Source organism: Actinoplanes sp. CA-030573, from assembly GCF_050951115.1.
Classification (GTDB): Bacteria; Actinomycetota; Actinomycetes; order Mycobacteriales; family Micromonosporaceae; genus Actinoplanes.
Map to the genome: position 1 here is coordinate 7,794,944 of NZ_CP192038.1, position 24,875 is coordinate 7,819,818.

General features: G+C 70.3%; 20 protein-coding genes. 10 read left to right on the top strand and 10 right to left on the bottom strand.

Going from position 1 to position 24,875, the window contains the following annotated elements:
- Positions 1 to 166 precede the first annotated feature (166 nt).
- Entirely contained in the window at positions 167 to 457 is a 291-nt protein-coding gene (locus ACQP2F_RS35895) for a DUF1540 domain-containing protein (RefSeq protein ID WP_433295467.1), read from the bottom strand.
- A gap of 252 nt (positions 458 to 709) precedes the next feature.
- Between ACQP2F_RS35895 and ACQP2F_RS35900 the strand changes: the two genes are divergently transcribed.
- The gene (locus tag ACQP2F_RS35900; protein ID WP_433295469.1) at positions 710 to 1,438 is read left to right on the top strand and encodes a hypothetical protein; all 729 of its coding nucleotides are present in this window, start codon (positions 710 to 712) and stop codon (positions 1,436 to 1,438) included.
- 964 nt (positions 1,439 to 2,402) lie between these two features.
- On the opposite strand, the gene ACQP2F_RS35905 is transcribed toward ACQP2F_RS35900, so the two are convergent.
- The 3 genes from ACQP2F_RS35905 to ACQP2F_RS35915 form a co-directional block, all read right to left on the bottom strand.
- Entirely contained in the window at positions 2,403 to 4,685 is a 2,283-nt protein-coding gene (locus ACQP2F_RS35905; protein WP_433295471.1) for a beta strand repeat-containing protein, read from the bottom strand.
- Positions 4,686 to 4,928: 243 nt separating this feature from the next.
- On the bottom strand, positions 4,929 to 5,621 hold the full coding sequence (locus ACQP2F_RS35910) for a hypothetical protein (RefSeq protein ID WP_433295472.1): 693 nt from the start codon (positions 5,619 to 5,621) through the stop codon (positions 4,929 to 4,931).
- Positions 5,622 to 5,724: 103 nt separating this feature from the next.
- Complete coding sequence (locus ACQP2F_RS35915; RefSeq protein ID WP_433295474.1) at positions 5,725 to 6,438, bottom strand: hypothetical protein; 714 nt, start codon at positions 6,436 to 6,438, stop codon at positions 5,725 to 5,727.
- Positions 6,439 to 6,528: 90 nt separating this feature from the next.
- Between ACQP2F_RS35915 and ACQP2F_RS35920 the strand changes: the two genes are divergently transcribed.
- Genes ACQP2F_RS35920 through ACQP2F_RS35940 form a run of 5 tightly spaced genes read left to right on the top strand, consistent with a single transcriptional unit; the run spans position 6,529 to position 12,212 of the window.
- Positions 6,529 to 8,283, top strand: coding sequence for a S8 family serine peptidase (locus ACQP2F_RS35920; protein ID WP_433295476.1), 1,755 nt, complete (start codon positions 6,529 to 6,531; stop codon positions 8,281 to 8,283).
- 43 nt (positions 8,284 to 8,326) lie between these two features.
- Complete coding sequence (locus tag ACQP2F_RS35925; RefSeq protein WP_433295478.1) at positions 8,327 to 8,926, top strand: sulfite oxidase-like oxidoreductase; 600 nt, start codon at positions 8,327 to 8,329, stop codon at positions 8,924 to 8,926.
- Positions 8,896 to 9,654: a ferredoxin reductase gene (locus tag ACQP2F_RS35930; protein WP_433295480.1), complete on the top strand. Its 759-nt coding sequence runs from the start codon at positions 8,896 to 8,898 to the stop codon at positions 9,652 to 9,654. Before ACQP2F_RS35925 ends, ACQP2F_RS35930 begins: the two co-directional genes overlap by 31 nt.
- Positions 9,651 to 9,950 (top strand): DUF6510 family protein, encoded by a 300-nt coding sequence (locus tag ACQP2F_RS35935; RefSeq protein ID WP_433295482.1) that lies wholly within the window; start codon positions 9,651 to 9,653, stop codon positions 9,948 to 9,950. The genes ACQP2F_RS35930 and ACQP2F_RS35935 overlap by 4 nt, the downstream gene beginning before the upstream one ends.
- Positions 9,951 to 9,965: 15 nt before the next feature.
- Positions 9,966 to 12,212 carry an ATP-binding domain-containing protein gene (locus ACQP2F_RS35940; RefSeq protein WP_433295484.1) on the top strand — a complete coding sequence of 749 codons (2,247 nt, stop codon included), beginning with the start codon at positions 9,966 to 9,968 and terminating at the stop codon, positions 12,210 to 12,212.
- A gap of 139 nt (positions 12,213 to 12,351) precedes the next feature.
- Here the strand turns inward: ACQP2F_RS35940 and ACQP2F_RS35945 are convergent, their stop codons facing one another.
- Positions 12,352 to 12,735: a hypothetical protein gene (locus tag ACQP2F_RS35945; RefSeq protein ID WP_433295486.1), complete on the bottom strand. Its 384-nt coding sequence runs from the start codon at positions 12,733 to 12,735 to the stop codon at positions 12,352 to 12,354.
- Between the two features lie 236 nt (positions 12,736 to 12,971).
- On the opposite strand from ACQP2F_RS35945, the gene ACQP2F_RS35950 reads away from it, so the two are divergent.
- Both ACQP2F_RS35950 and ACQP2F_RS35955 read left to right on the top strand, forming a co-directional pair.
- Entirely contained in the window at positions 12,972 to 13,766 is a 795-nt protein-coding gene (locus ACQP2F_RS35950; protein WP_433295488.1) for an SGNH/GDSL hydrolase family protein, read from the top strand.
- A gap of 95 nt (positions 13,767 to 13,861) precedes the next feature.
- Positions 13,862 to 14,278, top strand: coding sequence for a PLD nuclease N-terminal domain-containing protein (locus ACQP2F_RS35955; RefSeq protein ID WP_433295490.1), 417 nt, complete (start codon positions 13,862 to 13,864; stop codon positions 14,276 to 14,278).
- Positions 14,279 to 14,366: 88 nt separating this feature from the next.
- Here ACQP2F_RS35955 and ACQP2F_RS35960 read toward each other — a convergent pair whose 3' ends face one another.
- The gene (locus ACQP2F_RS35960) at positions 14,367 to 14,810 is read right to left on the bottom strand and encodes a GNAT family N-acetyltransferase (RefSeq protein ID WP_433295492.1); all 444 of its coding nucleotides are present in this window, start codon (positions 14,808 to 14,810) and stop codon (positions 14,367 to 14,369) included.
- Positions 14,811 to 14,941: 131 nt separating this feature from the next.
- Here ACQP2F_RS35960 and ACQP2F_RS35965 point away from each other — a divergent pair, with 131 nt between their 5' ends.
- A complete protein-coding gene (locus tag ACQP2F_RS35965) occupies positions 14,942 to 17,152 on the top strand; it encodes a carbohydrate-binding protein (protein WP_433295494.1) in 2,211 nt (736 codons plus the stop codon).
- 801 nt (positions 17,153 to 17,953) lie between these two features.
- On the opposite strand, the gene ACQP2F_RS35970 is transcribed toward ACQP2F_RS35965, so the two are convergent.
- Complete coding sequence (locus ACQP2F_RS35970) at positions 17,954 to 18,748, bottom strand: alpha/beta hydrolase (RefSeq protein ID WP_433295496.1); 795 nt, start codon at positions 18,746 to 18,748, stop codon at positions 17,954 to 17,956.
- Positions 18,749 to 18,891: 143 nt separating this feature from the next.
- Here ACQP2F_RS35970 and ACQP2F_RS35975 point away from each other — a divergent pair, with 143 nt between their 5' ends.
- Positions 18,892 to 19,854 carry a helix-turn-helix domain-containing protein gene (locus tag ACQP2F_RS35975; RefSeq protein ID WP_433295498.1) on the top strand — a complete coding sequence of 321 codons (963 nt, stop codon included), beginning with the start codon at positions 18,892 to 18,894 and terminating at the stop codon, positions 19,852 to 19,854.
- Positions 19,855 to 19,971: 117 nt separating this feature from the next.
- On the opposite strand, the gene tuf is transcribed toward ACQP2F_RS35975, so the two are convergent.
- The 3 genes from tuf to ACQP2F_RS35990 form a co-directional block, all read right to left on the bottom strand.
- On the bottom strand, positions 19,972 to 21,162 hold the full coding sequence (gene tuf / locus ACQP2F_RS35980) for an elongation factor Tu (RefSeq protein WP_433295500.1): 1,191 nt from the start codon (positions 21,160 to 21,162) through the stop codon (positions 19,972 to 19,974).
- A gap of 241 nt (positions 21,163 to 21,403) precedes the next feature.
- Complete coding sequence (locus ACQP2F_RS35985; RefSeq protein WP_433295502.1) at positions 21,404 to 22,153, bottom strand: L,D-transpeptidase family protein; 750 nt, start codon at positions 22,151 to 22,153, stop codon at positions 21,404 to 21,406.
- 18 nt (positions 22,154 to 22,171) lie between these two features.
- On the bottom strand, positions 22,172 to 24,853 hold the full coding sequence (locus ACQP2F_RS35990) for a protein kinase domain-containing protein (protein ID WP_433295504.1): 2,682 nt from the start codon (positions 24,851 to 24,853) through the stop codon (positions 22,172 to 22,174).
- Positions 24,854 to 24,875: the final 22 nt, after the last annotated feature.

Consider the following 24,875-nt stretch of genomic DNA (forward strand, 5'->3'; position numbering starts at 1 on the left):
CGCCCGACCCGCCCGGCCATGCCGCGGGGATTCCGCGATTAGTCATCCGTCCGGGCGACCGATTCTTCCGGCAGGGAAGCCTTGCCTAAGAAATGCGGGAAAACAGAAAGGGAAGCGCCCGCCGTCCTGACGATCCAGGCGACGGGCACCAAAACTGAGGAAAGGCCTACTCAGCCTCGTACGTAAGGCAGTCCGCCTTGTCCACCGAGGGCCCGACAACAATCGCCGGCGCATGGCACTCGAGGTCGGAGTTGTGCACGCAATCGGCCCGCTTGCAGGCCCCGACCTGCGCCAACGCCTGCCCGATGCCCCCCTTGGCGCCGCTGTCGACGAAGGTGTCACATTCGGAGTTCATGCTGCCGATGGTGATCGCGAACGCCGTACAGCCATCATGGTTGTAACTGCATGCGCTTACCGAACAGGTCTGCACGCGGGGCATTTCCAACATCTGCGTCATGGCGGCCTCATTTCACATCTCTTACGCGGTCACTTCTGAGAATAGGCCAGCGCCCGCCATTTTCTTCAGGAGGCACGAATGAAGTTGAACCGCTTCCATCCTCGAGCAACCCACGCCAAGGCGTTCTCGGCAAACTCTCAGAGATCAACGGATCGTTTTGCCCCGCTATGTCCCTTGCCATTGGGACCATGAACGTGCGGACCCGCCTCAGGACGGGCCGCCGTGTGCCTAGTGAGCAAGGGATGAACCAAGATGAGCACTCACGACGAAGACCGGCCGGTCCGGATGGCAAGCGGATGGTGGCGCAGTCACCGGGTCGCTGCCGGCGTGGTCGGCCTGGCCGCGCTGCTCGGCGGCGGAGCGTACCTGCTGACCTCTCACCTCACCGACCACGGATCGACGCGGGCGCCGGAAGCCGGAGCGGTCCGACCGCTCGTCACAAGTTCGTCGGGAGCCCGTAGTTCGGCGGCGTCCGCCGATGCCGGCGCCGATTCGGTGATCGCGCCGTCACCTTCGACCGCGCCGAGCCAGTCCACCTCCTCGTCACCATCGGCTCCGCTGCTGACGCTTGCCCCTAGCGTCGCGGCGGAGATCAAGAAGGCGAGAGAGCAGTCGGAGAAAGACGGCTATCCGGTACTGCGCCCTCTGACCCCGGCAGCAAATGCGGTCATGGGACCGGTCGATGTGCGTAACACCAGCGACAAGAGGGGCTCGGTGCGCATTCTTACCGCCAAGCACGACCTGTCCGGTCAGCGCGAGATGCTGTGGGCGGCGGATGGCGGCAGGCCGGTCGGTAGCGCACGATGCACCGACAAGTTTCACTTCAGCAACGCGGAGAAGCCGCACGTGCTGCCCACCATGCTGTTGTGCTGGCGCACCTCCTCGGCCAAGAGCGTGGTCGTTGTGAAAGTGAGCTTCCACGGCAAGCCTCAAGCGACCGAAACCGTAGCGATCCTCGACCGCGAGTGGGCCAAGCTCTGACGAGGCGATCGAAAGTGCGGCGTCACCGGTCTCGGTGGCGCCGCATTGCTTTCGGGGTGGCGAGTGTAACGCCGCAGAGCCCGAGATCTCCCTCATCGCAGCATTCCGCGGTAGACGGCAAGGCAAAGCGAGAGCATGAGTTCTTGGCCACATACGTGCCAATCGTCGAATTGTGCGGAACGAAAGGAACTCACCATGGCTAATCCCGACCAGGACGACGGCCGGTTGCGACGGATCACTACCCACGGCGCTTTCGCCCTGGCCGGCGCGGCGACGGTAGGCGTCGTAGCCCTCGCAGCCGCGGTCGACGACGGTTCCCGTAGTCCGACTCGCGACGGCTCTGCTGCTGTCGCCGCTCTCGACGGGACGACCCGCGTCGCCCTTGAGCAGAGCGCCTCACCCGCGCCGACCACCTCGGCCTCATTGACGCCGGATCAACAGCGACGGCTCGACGCCGTCCGGGCAGCCTCTCGGAACACCGCGCCCATCACCCGTCCGCTCCCGCCGCCGCCGGCCGCGCAGCTGCGGGATTTGACAGTCGTGGAGCGCGGATCACCGAGCAGCGGACGTACGTTGCGGATCGTCTCGGCCCGCGGTGACCTGACCGGTCAACGGGAGCTCGCCTGGGTCGCCGATCGCGGCTGGCGGGTGGGCCGGGCGTGGTGCTCCAACACCATCCGGCTGTCACCGGATGTTCCCGCGACACGTCAACCGACGCTGCTGCTGTGCTGGCGTACGAGCGCGCACCGCAGCGCCTATACGGTCATGGTGGATGTGAGACGAGGACCGTCCGCTCGAGAAAGTGTCGCCGCACTGGATGCCGCTTGGCGCCGATTGCGCTAGACGCCTGACCTCTTGACGGCCCGCCATCTTGTGGCGGCCGGTCGGCATTCTCAGTAGCAAAGGACCGGCGGCCCGGAGCTCGTGCTCCGGGCCGCCGGTTTTGGTGACCACTACTTACCGATCAGGCAGGCGCAACCGTGAAGGTGGCGCCGCTGGTCACGGCGGACTGCTGGTAGTTCGCGTTGGTGGTGTCGGCCCCCAACGTGTTGTCATTAACGACGGTCAGAGTGTAGGCGCCGTTCGGTACGGGCGCGGCCGGGTAAAGCTTCAGCGTCACGCCGGTCAAAGTGCCGGTAGCCGCCGCCGACATGGTGGCTGACATCCCGTCGGGAGCGACCGACACGATAGTCGTCCCGTTCGCGATGGCGGAGGACGTGCCGGCGCCGGAGATGACCCGGCCGACATCTGCCTGGGTCAGCGGTGCACCGGTGCTGCCGGGCACAACTGTGAGCGTCGTTCCGCCTGCCACGGACGCGCTGACACCAAGGGTGGCGTTACCTGTGATGGTGTGTACCGGAGCAGCGCCTGTGGCGCCACCAACGGTAAGGGCACCGGTCGCACCATTGGCAATCGGATAGTTCGACAGCAGAATGCGGCTGGGGCTCAGAACCGCCGTAATGATGGTGTTGGGCGCGAGTTGGTCGTTGCCGGCGTCGGTGATCGCCTGACCAACGGCTTTCCAGGTGACCGTCTGCGCGGCCAGTGTAAGCACCTTGGTGGTGACGTCGGCGGTTGCCCCACCGGCCAAGGCGACCGTATAGCCGGTCGGGTCGAAGACCGCACCCGTCTCGTCAAACCGCCGGTTCAACGTCAGCGTGCAAATCAGCAACGTGTCACTGACTCGCAGGACGTTCGCGCACTCCTGAATCGGGCCGTTGGCCTTGTTCCCAGAGCCGTCGTTGGCGGGGTTGTACGTTCCATCGACGAGGTAGACGCTGGCGCTGCTGCCGAAGTTGTAGTTGAGGAAGCCCGAGCCGGTCACCTGCACGTCGGTTGTGGGCGTGGTGTTCGGTGCCGTCTTTGGCGTAACCGAGATCGCGTTTTGGAACGAGAACGCGTTCTGCAGAGACACCGTGCCGGTCGACGTGGTGACCACCAGCGTCGCGGCATTGTCCGGGCTGTGCGCCGGAGTCGTGGCATAGAAGGCGCCGGTGCTGTTGGGCTGGATGTTCGACAGCGGCACGCCGCCGAGCGAGGCCGAGATCGAGCCCGCCGTCAGCGGGAAGTTGCTGCCGTACACGGTGATGCGGGTACCACCGTTGGTCGTGCCGGCAGCCGGCGAGATCTTCGTCAGAGTGACCGCCGGCGAGAGCACATACGTGGCGCTCGCGATGACGTTGCCGGCACCGTTAGTGGTGCTGTCGTAAATGCAGATGTTCCACGTCCCCGCCGTCAGGTTGGTGGCGTCGCTCGGAACGCTGAAAGCAATCTGGTTGTCCGACAGCTTGCGCAGATTGGCCGTCGGAACGGGCACAACGCCGGTCGTAGCACCGGCCGTCGAGTAGTGCGTACCCGTGCACGTGGCGGTCCGGAGCACCACACCCGGTGTCGTCGCGAACAAGGTCGAGTTCGGATCCGCGGTCTGCACTGTCAGACCGTTGTTGCCGCCCGAGGGGCCGCTGTTCTGGTTCAGCACGATCCGGTTGACGGAGTAGTTCGCGTCAGTGAGGAGTGTGCTGGTCGCGGTGGTGCCGTTGAAGAGGCAGATGTTGTACGCCACCGGCGCAACGCTGCTGTTGGGAGCAGTGACGCCGGTGGGCACCGTCAGCGTCGCCTGGGTGTTCGACACCCTGGTGGCGTCGGTGGCGAACATGTTCGCCGGGGGCGTGGTGCCGTAGGTCGTGGGGCAGTTGGCTGTCGAAGAGACGAAGATCGCCCCGAGCCCCGACAGGCCCGTGAACACCGCGTCGCCCGAGACCAGCGTCAGCTGGTTGCCGCCGCCGGTCGGGCCGGCCGTCGTGCTGAGCGTCGGAGAGGTTGTCACATATGCGGTCGCGTTAAGCAACTGCGTGCTGCTGGTGGTGTTGTTGGTGTCGAAGACGCAAAGGTTGTACGCCTTGGCAGCCCCGCGATCACCGGCCGGTACCGACGACGGCACGGTGACCACGATCTGGTGCGCGGCTCCCGCCGCCTGGGTTGCGTCCCAGATGGTGGTGTTGTTGGCCGCCGTGTAGCGGGTGGTGCATGCCGTACCTGCCTGAACCTGGGCGTAGTGGCCCGCCCCGTACGTGTAGGTGCTGTTCTCGAGAGTGACCGCGGAGTTCGGCACAACGATGTTCGGGGTTGCGGTGGCGGCCACCGCCCAGGCGGCCGTCGGGGCGAGGAGCGCGACGGCGCCGACCGTCGTCGCCGTGATCCCGACACCCAAAAGTCGGGATTTGTAACTGGATTTGGACTTGCGCATGCGAGGTCCTCCTACGGGTCCGCGCGGACCGCGTCGCTGGATGGTGGGGCCCGGCGTCCGGGTGAACCGTCGCGGGCCGTCTCGCGGGAAGCGTAACTACTCGTAGCGGACCAATTGCGAAGAGTCATAAATATCGTTGTTTAACCGTCTGTATCGGTTATGTTGTACCGCCGTCGGGCACGAAGAGTTTCGGGCGCGCTCGCCGAACCTCCGGCGAGCGACACGAGCGGTGCCTTACGGTGATCAGCGGAGCTTGGCCCACTCCTGGTCGATGACCTTGACGCTCGCCGCGGTCGACGGGTGGCCGCTCTGGTTCACCAGGACGGTGGCGACGCTCTTGTGGTTCGACGTGCGCCAGCAGAGCAGCAGGTTCGGCTGGACGGTGGGAGCGCTCGACTGGCTGAACCGGACCTTCTGCGTGCACCTGGCGTTGCCGACCGACTTGCCGGCGTCGCCCGCCCACAGCAGCTCGCGGTGGCCGGTCAGGTCGAAGCGCGCCGTGATGATGCGGATGGAGCCGTTCGGCATGGCCTGGTTGCGCTCGCTCACCTTGCCGGGCTCGGGGCCGGCCGCGGTGAGCGGCCGCTGCAGGGCGACTCCGTCTCGCTGCGCCTTGTCCCGCGCCTTCCGGACCGCGTCATCGGAGGGGGAGGAGGAGGCGGCGGAGGAGGAAGAGGACGACGGTGACGGCGTGGTGCCTCGCGAGGACGGGGATGAGGACGAGGCGGACGCGAGAGGAACGCTGTCCGGCTGCGCCGTCCCCACGCTCGACGCCGCCGGCGACGGCAGTGGCGCCAGCGCGCCGGTCTCGCCGGTGGTCGAGGCACGGTGATCCATGACCTGGTCCGTGACGAGGTAGGCGCCGCCGCCCAGCACGGCGGCCAGGCCGACCGCCCCTGCGACGATCTTCGTGCGGCGACTGTCAAAAGAGCTCATTCGGAATCCCCATGAGTCTCGGCGTCGGCCCGCCCGAGAGGGCGGACCCCGAGCACCCATGGTTGCAAAAGAGCGGATAAACCGGGCTAAAACGAGCGCCCTTTCAGCCCATACTCAGCCACTCGCGGCGGATCACCGACTCGCCCACGGCCGGGGCGGGGCGGCCGGACGTGCTGGTGGCGACCACGACCACGCTCTTGGCGGCCGACATCCGCCAGCACACCAGCAAGCCCGGGCGGACCTGGGGCGACGGCACGTCGTCGAGGCGGAACGTCTGCGTACAACGGGCCGCGCCGATCGGCTGGCCGGCGTCGGCGGCGCCCAGGGTGTCGGTCAGGTCGGTGCGGGCCGAGACGATGCGGAGCTGGGTGCCGTCCGGGGTGAGCTCGTTGCGCACGATCGCGGCGTCGTCCGCCATCGCCTGGCCGGGCGCGAGCGAACGCGGCGTCAGCAGGCGGCTGACCTGCTGGGCCGCGAGCTCGGCGTCGGTCAGGCCGCTCGGCGACGGCACCGGCGAGGGGCGCCACGAGCGGCGGGCGGCGGACATCGTGCCGGGCGGCGGGCCGGGGGTGGGCGGGGCCGGCACGCTGGCCGCGGTGACGGACGGCAACGGCAACGCCGAGGCGGCACTCGCGGACGGGGACAGGAGCGGCGCGAGCGGGGCCACGCCGGAGACCTGCGACGAGCGGTTCATCGCCCACGCGGTCGCCACGTACGCCCCGGCGCCGGCCACCAGCGCGGCGGCGGCAATCGCGGTCCCGACGCGGCGGCGTTTGCGGCGCCGCCGGAGGGCCGAGACGTAGAGCCCGTCGTCCACGCACCGAAGGTATCCGACATTTTCCGCTAAAACGACGATTCACCGATTCCGCAACCCGCTCGGCACCCGGGCCGGCCGAAGCGTCCGACCATGAAGACGAAGCTGCTGCTGGGCGCCGTGCTGATCGGCGCGACCGTTTCCGCGCCGGCCCTGGCGCATCACCACCCGGCCTTCCGGCCGATCGAGCAGGGGCTCGAGACCTCACCGGCGCGCCTTCTGCCCGCGGTCATTTCCCGGACCCATCCCGTACGGGTGGTGAGCACCACCCTGGACGACAAGGGCCGCCCGGTCAGCACCGTCGGCACGGCCACCGACCGGGACGCCGCCACCCGGCTCGTGACGAGGGCGCAGCGGGCCAAGAACGCGGTGAGCGTCGAGGTCGACGTCCCGGTCCGCACCGCCGACGCCGACCCGTACCGCCCGCAGCAGTGGGACCTCGACGCCATGCGTACCGACAAGGCCTGGTCCCGCTCCACCGGCAAGGGCGTGACCGTGGCCGTGGTCGACACCGGCGTCGACTCGTCGCATCCCGAGCTGGCCGGCCAGGTGCTGCCGGGCGGCGACTTCATCACCGGCACCGAGGGCCCGTCGATCGACCCGAACGGTCACGGCACCCACGTCGCCGGCGTCATCGCGGCCGCCGCCGGCAACGGGCAGGGCATCGCCGGCGTCGCGCCGGACGCCCGGATCCTGCCGGTACGCGTGCTCGGCGCCAACGGCAGCGGCTACCTCTCCGACGTGGCCAACGGGATCGTCTACGCCGCCGGGCGCGGTGCGGACGTGATCAATCTGTCGGTCAGCGCGAGCGCCCGCTTCGGCGCCGTGACGAACGCCGTCGCGTACGCCCGCAGCCTTGGTGTTGTCGTTGTCGCCGCGGCCGGGAACATGCGCGCCCAGGGCAGCCCGGTCTCCTATCCGGCCGCCGAGCCGGGCGTCATCGGCGTCGCGGCCACCACCCCCGGCGACGGGATCGCCTTCTACTCGAACGCCGGCGACTACGTGGACGTGGCGGCGCCGGGCAACTCGATCATCAGTACGTTCCCGGGCGGCTACCGGTCGATGCAGGGCACCTCGATGGCGGCGCCGCACGTGGCCGCCCTGGCCGCGCTGATCCGGGCCGCCGACCACGGCCTCGGCCCGGACGCGGTCGAGAAGGCGATCGAGTCCACCGCCGTCGACCTCGGCGCCCCCGGCCGCGACGACGACTTCGGCTACGGCCGGGTGGACGCGGCGGCCGCCCTCGATGTGGTCGCCCAGCCCGCGGCGCCCGCGGAGACGAGCGCGCCGGCGGCAACCGCCGACCCGGGCGAGAGCACCACGCCCGGCCCGGCACCCTCCGAGTCGATCACCAGTGAGCCGGCGCCCGCTTCGGCGACGCCGTCCGCACCGACAGCACCGACCGCGCCGAGGGAGGCGCCGCCCACGCCGACGGACGCCCCGCCCACGGACGCCGCGCCGACGGACGCCGCGCCGACGCCGACGCCGACCGAGGCGACCCCGGCCCCGAGGCAGACGGAGTCGACGCCGACGCCGAGCGCGACGAACCCGGCGCCGAACACGACCAACGCGACGCCGACCCCAGCGCCCGCCCGGCCGGCCAAGCCGCCCGTGCGGATCTACGCGGTCCGCACCGGCCCGACCCAGCTCCTCGTCGCGATCGACGGCGTCGACGACCAGACGGTGGAGGTCCAGCAGCAGGACGGTGCCGGCTGGACCACCGTCCGCACCTACACCGCAGCCCGCACCCACACCATCGACGATCTCGTCCCGAACGCGACGTATCGCATCGTCGTGCCCGAGAACGACCGATTCGCGGGCGGGTCTCGCGGTCCGGTTCAGATGTAAGGGCGCTAGGCCCGGAAATGATCGTGCGGTTTACTCGTCAGCTATGGGCATCATTTCCCGGGGGTTCGGGGGCAGGCGACGCGAGTCGGTTCCGGGCCTGCCACCCGGTCAGTACCTGACGCACGACTTTCCGGTGCTCTCGGCCGGACCCACACCGCGGATCCCGCTCGACCGGTGGCGCTTCACCGTCACCTCCGAGACCGGCGAGCAGAAAAGCTGGGATTGGCGGGAATTCACCGCATTGCCATATCAGGACGTGACGGTGGACATCCATTGCGTCACCAAGTGGTCGAAGCTCGGCACGACCTGGCGTGGCGTATCTCTGGACACGCTGCTCCAGGACGTCGAGACTGCTGCGGACTACACGATGGTGCACAGCTTCGGCGGCTACACGACCAACGTTCCGCTCGAGGATCTGCTGGACGGGAAGGCGTGGATCGCCTATAAGTTCGACGGCGAGGATCTTGATCCGGAGCACGGAGGCCCGGCCCGGATGCTGATCCCGCACCTGTACTTCTGGAAGTCGGCCAAGTGGGTCAACGGCCTGACGTTGATGCACGAGGACGAGCCCGGCTTCTGGGAAGCGGCCGGATACCACATGTACGGAGACCCATGGCTCGAGCAGCGTTACCAGGGCGACTGATCTGGCGTGCCGCCACGCTGAGCGGCGCGCGGCCGGAGACGCCGACCGCACGCACGCTGGTGCTCGACGTCCCCGGCTGGCCGGGCCACCTGCCCGGCCAGCACGTCGACGTCCGGCTCACCGCGCCCGACGGCTACACCGCCCAGCGCAGCTACTCGATCGCGTCGGCGTGGGACGAGACGAATCCGCAGACCGTCGAGCTGACCGTCCAGCGGCTCGACGACGGCGAGGTCTCCCCCTATCTGACCGACGAGCTGCGGGTCGGCGAGCAGCTCGAGCTGCGCGGCCCGGTCGGTGGCTGGTTCGTGTGGCGGGACAAGCAGCCGGCCCCGGTTCTGCTGCTGGCCGGCGGGTCGGGCGTCGTGCCGCTGATGGCCATGGTGCGGGCCCGCGGCCTGATCCGGGCCAAGCAGCCATTCCGCATGATCTACTCGGTGCGTACGCCCGCGGATGTCCTCTACCGCGAGGAGCTTCCCCGGCACGTACGGGATGATCCCGGTTTTGATCTTCAGTTCGTCTACACCCGCGAGGCGCCGGAAGGCTCGCCGAACCCGCCCAAGCGCATCGATGTGGCCACCATCAACACCCACGGGTGGCCGCCCGACTTCGCGCCCGACTGCTATGTCTGCGGGCCGACCACGTTCGTCGAAGCGGCGGCCAACATCCTGGTCGCGCTCGGGCACGACCCCAAACGCATCCGGACGGAACGCTTCGGAGGCACCTCATGAGAAAGCTCGACGGCAACGCGATGGCCGGCGACCTGCGGGAGATCTTCGCGGTGGAGATGACCGAGGCCCGCTTCACGTGCGCCGGCTGCGGGCGGGCCGAGGCGATCGGCACGCTCATGCTGTGGGGGCAGGAGATGGGTCGCGTGGCCCGCTGCCCGCACTGCGACGACGTGGTGCTGCGGATGGTCCGCGCCGCCGACCGCGTCTTCCTCGACCTGCGCGGCGCGCTCCGCCTCGAAGTGCCCCTCGAGGCGCCCCTCGGGGCGCCCTCCGAAGCGCCCCTCGCGGGCGCCTGAACCGGCGGGCCGAGCGTGTTCCGCCCCGCCGACCCGGGCGCACCCGTCGACGACGATCTTCTCGTCGCACTCGGCCGCGATCGCACCGCGGCCGGGCCGGACATGGTCGGCACGATCCGGGCCGCCCAGGACGAGGTGGTGCACACCCCGCTCGACCGGCTGCTGATCATCCAGGGCGGTCCGGGCACCGGAAAGACGGTGACCGCGCTGCGGCGGGTGGCCTGGCTGCTCGACGAGGGCCTGCTCGACGACGCCGAGACGCTGGTGGTCGGCCCGTCGGCGGCGTTCGCGCGCTACACCGACGACGTGCTGACCGGCTGGGGCTACGACGGCGTGCGGCACCGGTCGGTGCGCGGCCTGCTGCCGGAGATCGAGAAGACCCTCGACGAGGCGCCGCACGTGGCCCGGCTCAAGGGCGAGGCTCGGATGGCGGGCCTGCTCGCCCGCGCGTTCGAGGCGCACCGGGGACTCGACTCCGGCGATCTGCCGGAAATGATCGAGGTCGACGGCCGGGCGGTCCCGCTCGATCCGGTCGCGCTGCGCCGGGTGATCGATACGGCGCGGGCGAGCGAGGCGCCGCCGGCCGCCCGGCGGATCCTGCTGCGGGCCACGATGGTCGCCGCCACGCAGGATCCGCGGTTGTTGCTGGAGGCGGCCGACCGGCTCGCCGACCTGCTGTGGCCGGAGCTCGACGCGCCCGGCTTCCTGCACGACCTGTTCGGCTCGCGGGAGGCGCTGGCGGAGGCGGCCGGCGGCGAGTTCACCGACCGCGAGATCGCGTCGCTCTACCGCCCGGACGACGAGGACGGCTGGAGCGAGGCCGACCTGCCCCTGCTCGACGAGGCCGCCTTCCTGATCGACGGCGCGCCGGCCGGCTTCGGGCACGTGGTGGTCGACGAGGCCCAGGACCTCTCCCCCATGCAGCTGCGCGCGATCGCCCGGCGCTCGGCGACCGGCTCGATGACCGTGGTCGGCGACATCGCCCAGTCGACCGGGCTGTGGGCGCGCGACGACTGGCACGATCTGCTCGCCCAGCTGCCGTCGGCGCGGTCACATGAGCATCGCGAGCTGCGTTTCGGTTACCGCATCCCGCGGCAGATCTTCGATCTGGCCGCGGAGCTCCTGCCGATGGCGGCGCCGAGCGTTCAGGCTCCCACGACCGTACGGGACGGAAGCTCCGACCCGGTGATCGTTCCCTCCGACCCGGTCATCCGCTCCTCGCTGGTCGCCGCCGCCGCGGCCGGCTACGCCGAGCAGGGCCGCTCGGTGGCCGTCATCTGCCCGGCCCGCTGCCGAGGCGAGATCGAGGCGGCGCTGGACGCCGAGGACCTGCCCTGGCACCCGGCCGGCGAGGACGAGCCGGGCGGTGCCGGGATCGCCCTGCTCGCGCCCCACGAGGCCAAGGGTCTCGAGTTCGACGCCGTCGTGGTCGTGGAGCCCGGCCACATCCTCGACGACGACCCGCGCGGTCACCGGCTGCTGTACATCGCCCTGACCCGCGCGACCGCCCACCTGCACCTGATAGGCGCCGCCGAGGACCTGCCGGTAACCGCCGATTCCCCACCGGCCGCACATGCCGCGCTGCCGCCCGCGCCCGCATCGGCCTCGCCGGCACCCGCCGCGATCCCGACCGCGCACGCCACCACCCGGCCCGCGCCCGCCGCGGCACCGCCCGCCTCGATCTTGCCCGCGCCCGCCTCGGCCCAGCCCGCGCCCAGATCGCCCTCTCCGGCACCCGCACCGCCAGGCCTGACCGCGCTCACCCCGGCCTCGCCCGCCTCTACCGCACCGACCTCGCCGGCGTCGCCGATCTCGCCTGCGCCGCCTACCTCGCCTGCGTCGCGCACCTCGCCTGCGTCGCCGACCTCGCCTGCGTCGGCCACCTCGCCTGCCTCGCAGACCTCGACCTCGCCGGAGCCGCCCGCCTCAGCGGCACCGGCCTCGCCCGGTGCACTCACCGCTGCGCCGCCAGCGCCCGTCGCGCCCGAGCACGACCCCCTCGCGCCCGAGCACGACCTCCTCGCGCCCGAGCACGACCCATCCGAGCCCGAGCCTCAGCCCGCACCCTCACCCGATTTATCCGAAATATCCCCCGCGCGACCGGCCTACGTCGAGCCCGATCTCGACCCGGCCACGCACGAGACGATCAACATGGTGGTGCAGTCGCTGGCCGAGACCCTGCTCGCCAACCTGACCCCCGAGCTCTGGCCGGTAGCGATGCACCGGCTCGAGCAGCTGATCAACCCGACCTACGACAGCTAGGGTTTGCCCCGCGGATCACGCCGGGCTGCGGCGAGGCCCAGGCGGCGCCTGACGGCGTTCGCGAAACGCCCGAATCCAACGCCGGGATGCGCCCGCTCCGCAGCCGACGCCAGCCACCACCTGGACCGCGGGACAGACCCTAGCCGCGGAAGCTCCCCCGCAAGCGCTGGGCGAACGACGACGGTGACCGCGGCACGGTCGCCGCCGGCGGCCGAGGCGTGGACGGGCGCGAGCGCCCCACCGGCCGGTCGTAGTCGGCCGTGGCAATGGCCTCGACGATCTGCCCGTCGCCGAAGTTCTCCGAGTCCGGGATCGACGCGACGTACCCGACCAGGATCCCGTTCAGCATGATCTGCGCCTCGAGACCGGCCGTGCCGTCGTTGTCCCAGATGGCCTCGCGGCCGTCCGGCAGCACCACGCGAATGCCGTACTGCGTGATGCCGGCCTGCGGCAGCTTGACATGGGCGAAGACGTTGCGTGCCCGAAGCGTTTCAACGACTCGACGTGCCCGTTCTTCTTCCATGTGAAGACGGTAGTGCGATCAACTGTGTGCACGCTGAGTACCGCCTGTGGCACCCATGAAAGGTCACCACGCGCGGTACGCGTAACATCACTGCGCGACATAGACGCAGGTCACATCGACGAATATTACTACGCCGTAACAAGAAAAACACGATGTTTCTTTTCCCAGGGCCTTGACATACCGTGCGGTAACCGGAGCGCTTCGGCTTCCCTCCCCCACGGACCGGAGGCCATCCGATGAGCAGAGCCCACCTCGTCCTCGGCTGTCTCGTCACCGTCTCACTCGCCACCCTCGGCGTCGCGGCTCCCGCCGCGGCCGCCTCCAGCGTCGACTACGTCGCGCTGGGCGACTCCTACTCCTCGGGCGTCGGCGCGCCCGGACAGACCGGGCTGTGCCTGCAGAGCCCGAACGGCTACCCCGGCCAGTGGGTCAGCCGCAACGCGCCCAGGTCGTTCACCAACCTCGCCTGCGGCGGCGCGGTCACCGGCGACGTGCGCAACCTCCAGGTGCCGCTCGTCCCCGGCGGCGCCGATCTGATCAGCATCACCATCGGCGGCAACGACGCCGGCTTCGCGCCGACGGTGCTGAGCTGCCAGGTCTCGAGCGACGCCGCCTGCGCCCAGAAGGTCGCCGACGCCGAGGCGGACATCAGCGCGACCCTGCCGGCCAAGCTCGACGCCACCTACGCGGCGATCAAGGCCAAGGCCCCGAACGCGAAGATCGTCGTCCTCGACTATCCGCTGCTGTTCGACACATCGTCGTCCTACTGCGGCATCACCGGCATGAGCCTGGCCAAGCGCCGCGTCCTCAACCACGGCGCGCAGGTGCTCGACGACCTCATCAAGGCCCGTTCGCAAGCGGCCGGCCTGACCTTCTCCGACGTGCGCGACGAGTTCACCGGCCACGGGATCTGCGCCGCCACCGCGTACCTCAACGGCCTCACCGTGATCCCGCCGCAGAACTCCTTCCACCCCAACAAAACCGGTTACACGTACGGGTATCTGCCCGCTTTCGCCGCCGCCGTGAGCTGACCGGAGCCCGGCCCTTCCGGGGGCCGGGCCACACTACCGATTTGCACCATTTCCGGGACCACAGGATCGCCCGCGGTAGGGCATCATCTACCGCCATGGTTCGCCTCTACTCCCTGTTCGTACTCCTCGACCTGGCGCTGCTCGTGGTCGCCCTCATCGACTGCCTCTCGGCCGAGGAGTTCGCGATCCGGGCGCTGCCGCGGGTGGCGTGGGTGTTCATCATCCTGCTGTTCTCCCCGGTCGGCGCGATCGCCTGGTTCGTGGCCGGCCGCCCCGCGTCGCCGGTCCGCCTGAGCAACGGCACGGTGTGGCGCCCCGGCAGCGGCTTCCCGGAGAGCGAGCGCCCCCGTCAGCCGGGCGCCCGGCTCGCGCCCGACGACGACCCCGAGTTCCTGCGCAACCTGGCCACGTCCCTGCGCGACGACGAGTCGATGATGAAGAAGTGGGAGGCCGATCTCCGCCGCCGCGAGGAGGAGCTGCGCCGCCGCGAGTCCGACAACGAGAAGGACTAGCGCGGCCGCGACGCCGACGACGGAAGCGCCGCGGTCGCTGAGCTCCTCGCCTCGCACCGCGGACCGGCACGCCTCGAGGTCTCGCCGGTCAGTCCTCGGCCGGCACCGCGAACCGGTACACCTTGGAGTCGCGCACCTCGAAGCCCAGCCGCTCGTAGAGCCGGTTGGCCGCGGCCCGCGACGGCCGCGACGTGAGATCGACCGTGCGCGCGCCGTCGGCCTGAGCGAGCCGAACCGCCTGCCGGGTCAGCGCCGCACCGACCCCGTGCCCCCGCGCCGACGAGTCGACCACCACGTCCTCGACCCAGGCCCGCAGTCCCGTGGGGATCGGGAACGTGACCAGCGTCAGCGTGCCCACGATCTCGCCGTCGAGCCGGGCGATGAGCACCCGGTTCCCGGGAAAGGCGACGAGCTCCCGGATCCCCTGCACGTCCAGCGCCGGAGCCGACCGCGACAGCTGGGGCAGCAACCGCCCGAAGGCTTTGACCACCTCGTCGGTGACCTCGCGCACCGCCTCGATCTCGACACTCATGCCGAAGACCCTACGACGACCGGCCAAGCCGGCCACCGATGTCGATTTGGTTCCGCAGATGTTGCCTCTTAGTTAAAGCACTTAATAAACTCCCGGGGGATAGCAGCTGATCTATCTCAGCGGGAGGTCTCGTGAGGCGATCGACAACCGCGGCGCTCGCTGTCGCAACGACGGCAACCTTGGTGCTGGCGGCGGCCCCGCCGGCGTCGGCCGGCGGATCACACCGCCACCCGAGAGGCGAGATCGTCAGCGGCACCTACTCGGCCGGGGCCGCGCACACCTGGGAACGACTGCCCGGCACCCGGGTCGGCGACGACCGCGGCCAGGCCGCCGACGCCACCGTCGTGGTCGACCCGAGCCAGGCCAGGCAGCGGTACAGCGGGGTCGGCTTCTCACTCGACGAGACCAGCGTCTCCAACCTGTGGAAGCTGACGCCGGCCGAGCGGGAGAAGGCGATCAAGCTGCTCGCCGACCCCGAGACGGGGGCCGGGCTCGACCGGTTCCGGCTCACCATCGGCAGCCCGGACCTCATCGAGCACCTGCCGTTCTGGTCCTACGACGACCTGCCGGCGGGCGTCACCGACGACTTCGGCCTCCAGCACTTCTCCATCCAGCGCGACATCGACCTGCACATCGTCGACACGGCGCGGCTCATCCTGAAGTACAACCCGAAGGCGACGTTCTTCGCCTCGGCCTGGAGCGCGCCGGCCTGGATGAAGACGAACAACAAGTTCCTCGGCGAGGTCGCCCTCAAGCCGGGCAGCACGACCGACCACTACCAGGTCGGCAAGCTGCGCGACGACTGCATCGACGTCTTCGCCCGCTACTACGTCAAGTATCTGCAGGCGTACGCGCGTCAGGGCGTACATGTCGATGCTTTGACGTTGTTGAACGAGCCGGGCATGGACGTGGTCTACCCCGCCATGGACATCAGCGTCGAGCAGCAGCAGAAGCTCGCCGTCGCGATCAAACGGGAGACCCGGAAGGCCGGCCTGCGCACCGATCTCTACGTGCACGACTTCAACTTCTGGGACTGGCGCGACCCGAACAGCACCGCCACCAAGAACTACTACCGAATCATGAACGACCCGGCGGCGCGGCAGGCGGCGGACGCGATCGCCTTCCACCCCTACTGGGGCGACCCGAGCGTCATGCGCGACGCCTACGAGGAGTACGGCAAGCCGGTCCACATGACCGAGACCAGCGACCTCAATCCGGTCACCGTGCTGAGCTACTTCCGCCTCGACGCCGGCTCCTACGTGCTCTGGGCACAGACGACCGATCAGGACGGCGGCACCCTGCACTGGACCGACAAGCGCGACAACAACGTCGATTGGGACCAGGTCGCGGCGACGACCAAGTGGCCCGATCGGCTCGTCAAGGTCAACACCAACACCAAGACGTTCTCGGTACGCGACGAGCTCTACCCGCTCGGCCAGTTCGCCCGCTATCTGTCCCCTCGGGACACCCGCGTCGAGTCGAGCGCGACCACCGGCGGCGTGAGCAACGTCGTCTACCGCGATGGCAGCCACTTCACGGCCATTCTCGGAAACGCGAACAGTGCCGCCAAGTCGGTTCGCATTGTTCTCGGTGATGAGAGCTTCGTCGTGCCCGTTCCGGCCGGGGCCTATGCGACGTACACCTGGAAAGCGCACGTCCCCAGCACCCACCGCAACCACGCCCCGGTTTTCGCGCCGGCCGGCGCGGTGACCGCCGACCAGTACGTGACCAGCACGTTCCGGCTGACCGCCACCGACCGTGACCGCGACCGGCTCGCCTTCTACGCCACCGACCTGCCCGACGGCGTCACCCTCGACGCGCGCACCGGCGTCGTCACCGTGCACCCGACGAGCGCCGGCACGCAGAGCCTCACGTTCTACGTCACCGACGGAGCAGCCAGCGCGAAGACGACCGTTCAGCTGACCGTCGCCCCGCACGGCGCGCCGATCGGCGAGAAGGTCGAGGCCGAGTCCTATGTGGCCCAGCACGGCTGGACCGAGGGCGTGAACTTCATCGAGTCCAACGCGGCGGCCAGCGGCGGCAAGAACGTCGGCTGGACCGCGGCCGGGAACTGGCTGCAGTACCGCCTGGACGTCGCCACCGCCGGCAGCTACGACCTGGAGCTGCGGGTCGCCAACGGAACCGGCGCAGTGGCCGCCGGCGCCGTCTCGCTGCGGGACGCGGCCGGCACCAAGCTGGCCACGGCGGATGTGCCGGACACCGGCGGCTGGGGCACCTATCAGTCCGTCCACGTGCCGGTGACGCTGGCCGCCGGCGACCAGCTGGTCACCGTCTACTGCGAGACCGGCGGCTTCAACATCGACTATTTCCGGCTGGGCTGACGCGGTTTTTGGGTGCGCTCGGTCGTCGAGTGAGCAACGTGTCCCCCACCCCGTTCACTGGGTGGGGGACATATTGCCAACCGGGTACGACAACTTCCGGTCGATATCCACAGCGGTGATCAGCCGTTACCCATCGGCGCTCTTCCCGCTCGCCGCCCTCCCGCGCCGTTGCCCGCGCACCCTGTCGGTGGATCTTGGTGGGTCGCCGTTCTTCCGGCGCTGTCCTGCTTCTCCCGGCGCGCCAAAGTCATCGCCGCCGCCCCACCACCGCTGACCAACGCCCGTGACTGCTAGAACTTGATGATTTGCCGCCTACACAGCACGGCAAGTCTCACCCTGCGCGGCGCCATCACGTTCGCCCCCGCGACCCGTCAATCTTGATGAGGTCGAGCATCTAGGGCACGCCACATCATCAGGGCAGCTGATGCGACGTAACGGCCGAACGGGCGCCGAGCAAACAGGCGGCCGAGCAAACAGGCGGCCGAGCAAACAGGCGGCCGAGCAAACAGGCGGCCGAGCGGCCGGGCTGCGCACGAACGGCAGCGAACGGGCGGCAGAACGAACGGCAGCGAACGGCCCGGCGAGCGCGCCGACGACTGATCCACTCGTGGCGCGTATTGGTAAGCAGAGCAGAGACGCCCCAGCGGCCTGTGCAGCCGCAACGGCCGTCAACCGCAGGCCGCCTCGGCCACGATCCAGAACGGCGCCCTCTGTCCCCCACCCCGTTCACTGGGTGGGGGACATATTACGGACCGGGTACGACAACTTCCGGCCGCCATCCACAAGGCCGGCCGCAAGGGGTCAGCGGGCGTGCGCGAGCGCCCACTCCAGGGCCGCGTCGGCGATCTGCTCCCAGCCGGGCTCGGCGCACGTCCAATGGGAGCGCCCGGGGAACTCGCGGTACTCGGTCACGGTGCCGGCGGCCTTGTAGTGGTGGGCGTTCGACTTGTTCACCGCCGGCGGCATGATGTGGTCGGCGCCGCCGGCGATGAACAGCAGCGGGGCGCGGTTCTCGTTGGCGAAGTCGACCCAGGTCTCCTGCTTGCCCGGGGTGAAGTTGGCCAGCAGCCCGTACGCCCACACCCAGCTGCCCGGCGCCGGGATGGCGTAGCGGTCGTAGGCCGCCCGCGAGTCCTCTTCGGACAGCGTGTTGGCGAACGCGTAATGCCACTGCTCCGGCGTGAACCCGGCTGCCTGGTGTCGCTTGGCCGGGTTGTTGAGGATCGGGAACAGCGACTTGATCTGCGACGGCGGGCTGACCCGGACGCCCTCGGGCGGCGCCGAGTCGATCACCACGCCGGCCGCGCCGTGGCCACGGTCGAGCAGCAGCTGGGTCAGCGTGCCGCCGAACGAGTGCCCCATGATGATCGGCTTCTCGGGCAGCGCGCCGATCACTTTCTCGAGGTGGGCGATGGTCTCGGGAACGGTGAGGGCGGCGATCGGGGCGGGGTCGGCGCGCAGGGCCTCGACCTCCACTTCGAAGCCGGGGTACGCGGGCGTCAGCACGGTGTGACCCTTGGCCTCGTAGTACGGCACCCAGTACTCCCAGCTGCGCGGGGTGACCCAGAGGCCGTGAACCAGGACGATGGTGCTCATGCGTTTCCTCCCTGAAAGGCAAGCTGGTCGCGAATTTATGCGCGCGCCCGTCCCGGGAGGTGGTCCGTGCGTGCATGGATCGGGCTGACTGTGCATGCTTTTCGGAAGGTCCTACGCTGACGGCGCACGGACGGAGGCCCCGCATGGCGGTTGTTCTCGACACGACCGATCTGCCGTGGCGCGAGCGGGCAGACGCGTTGTGCGCGGCGCTCTCCACCGCCGGCGCGCTGGCCACGGTGTCGGCGCCGCCCGGCTCGCGATGCCGCATCAGCAGCTGGGCGCTGGCGCCCGGCGCCACGGTCCTGCACACGGTGACCGATGGGCACCGGATGGCGCGGACCGGCCGGCACCTGCGCTCCGACGACCCCGAGCAGATCTCGCTGGGGCTGCCGCGATCGGGATCGGTGCGCCTCGCCCACCGCGACACGACCGGCAGCGATCGGCTGGGCGAACTGCAACTGGTCGACCTGACCTCGCCGTACGCGTTCTTCGTCGACGGCCACTCCACCAACCAGGCGGTGATCCTCGACTACCGCCGGCTCGGCCTCGGCGTCGACACCGTACGCGCGGCCCTGCCCCGGCTGGAGTCGAGCCCGCTGTACAAGATGACCCGGCGGCACGTACGCGATCTCCCGGCCGTGATCGACGCGATGGCGCCCGGCCCCGCCCTGTCCATGCTCGGATCGTCCACCACCGATCTGATCCGGGCCCTGATCGCCTCGGCCGCCCCGCGACAGGATGCGTCCACGGCCGACGCCGTCAACCGGACGCTCTTCTTCCGGCTGACCGCCTTCATCCGCGCCCACCAGCGCGACCGCGACCTCGGCGCGGCCCGGCTCGCCGCCGCGCACGCCGTCTCGGTGCGGGCCGTCTACGCCTGCTTCGCCGCGCACGGCGAGCAGCTCGCCGAATGGGTCATCCGGGGACGGCTCGAGGGCGCCCGGGCCGAACTGGCCCGCACACCGGCCGGCGCCGGATCCATCGGCCGGATCGCCCACTCCTGGGGGTTCAAGGACGCGCGGCACTTCGCCCGCCGCTTCCGGGAGGCCTACCACCTGAGCCCGACCGAGTGGCAGCAGCTGACCGCCGACCACGGCGAACGCTGACGGCCGCACAGCCGGGGCCGCGCGGCCAAAACAACCACGCGGCCGAAACAACCGCGCGGCCGAAACAACTGTGGCCCGGCTGCGAACAGCCGGGCCACCGTCAATGCAACAGCGATCTCAGTCGAGCACCTCGGTAACGGTGCCGGCCGCGACCGTACGGTTGCCCTCGCGCACCGCGAAGCCCAACCCCGGCTCGAGCGCGATCGGCTTGCCCAGCGTCACGACGACGGCGTCGAGCGTGTCGCCCGGCATGACCAGCTCGCGGTCGCCCAGGTCCAGTCCGCCCGGCACATCGGTCGTGTGGAAGTAGAACTGGGGCCGGTAATCGGCGGCGAACGGCGTGTGCCGTCCCCCTTCGGCCGCGGTCAACGCGTACAGGCGCGCCTTGAAGGTCTTGTGGGGTGTCACGCTGCCCGGCACCGCGACCACCTGGCCGCGCTGCACCTGCTCGCGCTTCACCCCCCGCAGGAGGATGGCGGCGTTGTCGCCGGCCTGCGCCGAATCGAGCGACTTGCCGAACATCTCCAGGCCCGTCGCGACGCTGGCGACCGTCGGTCCGAGGCCGACCACCTCGACCGGCTCGCCCACGCGCAGCGTGCCCCGCTCGACCTTGCCGGTCACCACCGTGCCGCGCCCGCTGATCGAGAGGGTGTTCTCGATCGGCATCAGGAACGGCTCGTCCAGCGAGCGCGGCGGCACCGGCACGTAGTCGTCGACCGCGTCGAGCAGCTCCACGATGGATCCCACCCAGCGCGGGTCGCCCTCGAGCGCCTTGAGCGCGCTGACCCGGACCACCGGAACCTCGTCGCCGGGGAACCCGTACTCGGACAGCAGCTCACGCACCTCGAGCTCGACCAGGTCGAGCAGCTCGGGGTCGTCGACGGCGTCGCTCTTGTTGAGCGCCACCACCAGGTACGGCACGCCGACCCGCTGGGCGAGCAGTACGTGCTCGCGGGTCTGTGGCATCGACCCGTCCTGCGCCGAGACCACGAGGATCGCGCCGTCCACCTGCGCCGCTCCCGTGATCATGTTCTTCACGTAGTCGGCGTGGCCGGGCATGTCGACGTGGGCGTAGTGGCGGCTCGGGGTCTCGTACTCGACGTGCGCGATGGTGATGGTGATGCCGCGGGCGGCCTCCTCGGGCGCCTTGTCGATCCCCTCGAACGCGACGTACCGGTTGGCGGCCGGGTCGCGGTCGGCGAGGACCTTGGTGATCGCGGCGGTCAGGGTCGTCTTGCCGTGGTCGACGTGACCCATCGTGCCGATGTTGACGTGTGGCTTGTTCCGGATGAACTGGCTCTTGGCCATGTCTTGTCAATCCTTACTGGAGGTAAGGCTGCGTTTGGTGGTACGCGGAATCCCGTCTGCCTTGGAGCCGGGACGCGTCAGAACCCATGCGGCGGCTACCCCTCCCCCGGGTTCTGCTGCCGATGGGGAAGGGTCAGAGTCGGGTATCGACGATGTGCGCGCATGCGGGAGCCACCACGAGGGGCAGCTGCAGACCGGGCGCGAACATGCGGATCACGGTAGCCGGTAACGCGATCGGGCCCTAACTAATTTCCGCACCCGGGCCCATGACGATCCGCGGGTGGGCGCCGGGGTCGAGCCAGCGCAACAGCCTGATCAGGTCGGGCCGGGCGACGCTCACGCAGCCCGCGGTCGATCCCTTGCCGTTGACATGGAGAAAGATCGCCGAGCCGCGCGCGGTATCCGCCGGATTTTTCGCGACATATTCGTGTAGCTGCGCGTTCCAGCTCACTGAGGAGGGGCGATTGAAATCGATCACGGCGGCGTACGCGTACTGCACCGGATAGGAGGCGAGACGCTCGGCCTGGGTCTTCCGCCAGGTCCGGCTCGGGCTCAGGGACGGCTCGAACAGGTTGTACGTGCGGGGATCGCGCTGGTCTCCGACCCAGTAGTCGTTGCCGTCGACCCTTCGATACGGCAGCCGGACGCCCGGGTTCGCGTCGAGGCCGAACGTCTCGGTGATCCGGAACGTGCCGATCGGCGTGGTCCCGGTGTCCTGCACGCGCTTGGCGGCCGGCGCCCATCCCGCGTACCCGTTGCGCGCCGCCATCGCCGGGAACGCCGCGTGCCATCGCCCGTCGTCACCGCGCTGGTAGGCACGCAGCGTGGCATAGCTGGAGGTCATCGAACGCCCCGTGACGACGATGACCTGCCGAGCGTCACCCGGGGCGGGGACGGGCACGGTCGCCGCCGTCGTCCCGGCCATCGTCGCTGCCATCGTCGCCGCCGTTGTCGCCGCCGTTGTCCCGGCCAGCAGGGATCCCCAGGTCACACGCCTACGGTAGGCCGATCACCAGCTGAAGGTGGAGCCCTTCGCGGTGCTGGCGATCGTGCGCCCGTCACGCACGTAGCGGAAGGACATCACCACCGCGTACGTGTGGCCGCGTGCCGGCGCCGCTCCCGCCGGCCCGCATCCCTGCGTCGCCGCCTTCCCGCCGAACGTGAGCTTGCCGCAGGTCTTAGGCCCGGCCACGGTGCGCCCGCTGCCGGCGTCCTGCAGCGTCACGGTGATGCTGCCGGTGCCACCGCCGGGCGCGGTCAGGGATGCCTGGTACTGGATGTCACGGCCGGTCATCTGGCACGGCTTGGGCGCGAGCGGCGTCCCGCTGCTGAAGTCGAACGCGATGCTCTGCGTGCATTGCCAGGGCCCATAGGGCTTCGCCTCCGGTTGCGGTGACCGCGGCTTGCTCACGCTCGGTTCCGTCCGTACGCGCGGTGTCGTCACCGGTGACGGTTCCTGACCGCCCTTCTGCGGGGCCGGCGCCGGCGCTTCGGTCGCGGCGGCGGCCCGGCGAGGCGGCCGGGTCGCGGCCGTCCCGCGGATCTGCCGCCGGTCCGCGGTCGGCGCCGCCTGTACCGGCGCCGAGGCCTGCGCCCGCGGTTGCTCGCCGCCCCCACCCCGAACCTGCCAGACGGTGGTAGCGACCGCCGAAGCAATCATCGCCGCGGCGATGACCGCCATGGTCGCCCCCGGCCGCACCCACCGCCACTTGGGCGCCGCGTTCCGTTTGTCGTGGTTCCGCGGAAGCGGCAGCAGGCTGACCGCCTCGGGATCCCCCACGGCCCGGTTGTCTTCGGGGCGTTCGCTACCGGTCCGTTTCCCGGCGTCGGGCCGGGTCACGCCTTCGGACCGCATCCCGCTGCCGGTTTGGCCGCCAGCGGGTTGTCCGCTGGTTGGCCGTTTGCTCGCCGGTTGTCCGCTGGTCGTCGGGCCGCCTGCTGGCCGCCCACTCGCTGGTTGTCCGCTCGCCGTCGGCCCGCCCGCTGGCCCTCTGCTTGCCCGTTGTCCGCTCGCCGTCGGCCCGCCCGCTGGCCGCCTGCTTGCCGGTTGTCCGCTCGCTGTCGGCCCGCCCGCTGGCTGTCCACCAGCTGTCCGCCCGCTCGCCGGCTGTCCACTTGCCGGCCGGTCACTCCCCGACCACCCGCTCGCCGGCTGTCCGCTATCGGAACGCATCCCGCTACCGGCCGATCTACCAGCGTCGGCACGGTTGATGTGGCCGAAGCCGGCGTCCACCCGGCCGATCCCTCCACCAGCCGGCTGGGCGCCGCCCGCGCTCGACCGGTTGTCCAGGAACCCGTCTGTCCGGTGGTCGTCCGCCCGGTCGTCAGCCAGCCGGTCGTCAGCCAGCCGGTCGCCAGCCAGCCGGTCGCCGGTGGCCAGCCCGTCGGCAAGCCGATCGTCAGGCGGCCAGTCGCCAGCGGGCCGGTCACCAACCACCCGGTCACGAGCGGGCCGGTCGGCTGCGGGCCGGTCACCACCCGACCAGTGGTCAGCGGGCCGGCGGTCAACCTGCCGGTCACCAGCTGGCCGGTCACCACCCGGCCAGTAGTCAGCGGGTCGGCGGTCAGCCGGCCGGTCACCAGCTGGCCGGTCACCAGCGGGCCGGTCGGCTGCGGGTCGGTCGCCGGCCGGGCGGTCGGGCCACCGGGCGTTGCGCCGGGCTGGGCCCTGGTCGTGGCCGCGCTGCATCGGCGCGGGGCCGCCGCCGGTGTGCTCGCTCGGTCGCCACACGCGGTCCAGGCCTACCACCGACTTGTCCGGGTCGATCTCCAAGGAGACCGGGCGCTCCGGTCTCGGCAGCGCCGGGACGTTGCCGAATCGGCGCGCCGCGTCCGACAGGTCGGCGACCATCTCGGCCGCCGTCGGTCGCAGGCGCGGCTTTGTCGACATGCAGGCCGCGATCAGCTGCCAGATGTCCTCGGGGATGCCGGGCCGGCGCTCCGGGTTGCCCTCCATGTGCCGGCGCATCAGGTCCGGGATCGAGTCGCTGTCGTACGGCGGGCGCCCGGTCACCAGCTCGTACAGGAGCACGCCGAGGGCGTACACGTCGGTGGCCGGGCTCGCCGTCACCCCGTGGAACGCCTCCGGCGCCATGTAGTGCGGCGTTCCGACCACCGCGTTCGGCGTCGTCATGCTCGGCGTGTTCAGGATCCGGGCGACCCCGAAGTCCGTCAGCCGGGTGTCCAGCCTGCCGTCCTCCACGAGCAGCAGGATGTTGTCCGGCTTCAGGTCCCGGTGGATCACGCCGAGCTCGTGCGCCTCGGCCAGCGCGGCCGCGACCTGGGCGGCGAGCCGGGCCGCCTCCCCGGCCGGCACGGTGTGGTGCTCGCGCAGATGGTCGCGCAGGCTGCCGCCGTCGACCAGGTCCATCACCAGCCCGAGCGTCTCGCCGACGCTGAACAGGTCACGCACCCGCACCACGTTGCGGTGCCGCAGCATCAGCAAAATCGTCCGCTCCTGGACGAAGCGGGTCACCAGCTTGGGCTGCCGCAGCAGGCTCTCGTGCAGCAGCTTCACCGCGACCGGCGTGCCGGAGGCTCGGTCGACCCCGCGCCACACGGTGCCGGTCGCGCCCTGCCCGATCGGATGCTGGAGGACGTACGAGTTCCCCACGCATCGCCCGCTGAGATCCATGGTCGACGCGCCGACGGAATCCGCGCGTGCGACGCTGCTCGTGCGATCCTTGGTCACTCGGGGTTCCTTCCGGACAGTC

Bases quoted from the DNA above. Each gene is read 5' to 3' on its own strand.
- ACQP2F_RS35895 (WP_433295467.1), bottom strand. From the start codon at position 457: ATGACGCAGATGTTGGAAATGCCCCGCGTGCAGACCTGTTCGGTAAGC.
- ACQP2F_RS35900 (WP_433295469.1), top strand. From the start codon at position 710: ATGAGCACTCACGACGAAGACCGGCCGGTCCGGATGGCAAGCGGATGG.
- ACQP2F_RS35905 (WP_433295471.1), bottom strand. From the start codon at position 4,685: ATGCGCAAGTCCAAATCCAGTTACAAATCCCGACTTTTGGGTGTCGGG.
- ACQP2F_RS35910 (WP_433295472.1), bottom strand. From the start codon at position 5,621: ATGAGCTCTTTTGACAGTCGCCGCACGAAGATCGTCGCAGGGGCGGTC.
- ACQP2F_RS35920 (WP_433295476.1), top strand. From the start codon at position 6,529: ATGAAGACGAAGCTGCTGCTGGGCGCCGTGCTGATCGGCGCGACCGTT.
- ACQP2F_RS35925 (WP_433295478.1), top strand. From the start codon at position 8,327: ATGGGCATCATTTCCCGGGGGTTCGGGGGCAGGCGACGCGAGTCGGTT.
- ACQP2F_RS35930 (WP_433295480.1), top strand. From the start codon at position 8,896: ATGGCTCGAGCAGCGTTACCAGGGCGACTGATCTGGCGTGCCGCCACG.
- ACQP2F_RS35935 (WP_433295482.1), top strand. From the start codon at position 9,651: ATGAGAAAGCTCGACGGCAACGCGATGGCCGGCGACCTGCGGGAGATC.
- ACQP2F_RS35945 (WP_433295486.1), bottom strand. From the start codon at position 12,735: ATGGAAGAAGAACGGGCACGTCGAGTCGTTGAAACGCTTCGGGCACGC.
- ACQP2F_RS35950 (WP_433295488.1), top strand. From the start codon at position 12,972: ATGAGCAGAGCCCACCTCGTCCTCGGCTGTCTCGTCACCGTCTCACTC.
- ACQP2F_RS35955 (WP_433295490.1), top strand. From the start codon at position 13,862: ATGGTTCGCCTCTACTCCCTGTTCGTACTCCTCGACCTGGCGCTGCTC.
- ACQP2F_RS35960 (WP_433295492.1), bottom strand. From the start codon at position 14,810: ATGAGTGTCGAGATCGAGGCGGTGCGCGAGGTCACCGACGAGGTGGTC.
- ACQP2F_RS35970 (WP_433295496.1), bottom strand. From the start codon at position 18,748: ATGAGCACCATCGTCCTGGTTCACGGCCTCTGGGTCACCCCGCGCAGC.
- ACQP2F_RS35975 (WP_433295498.1), top strand. From the start codon at position 18,892: ATGGCGGTTGTTCTCGACACGACCGATCTGCCGTGGCGCGAGCGGGCA.
- tuf (WP_433295500.1), bottom strand. From the start codon at position 21,162: ATGGCCAAGAGCCAGTTCATCCGGAACAAGCCACACGTCAACATCGGC.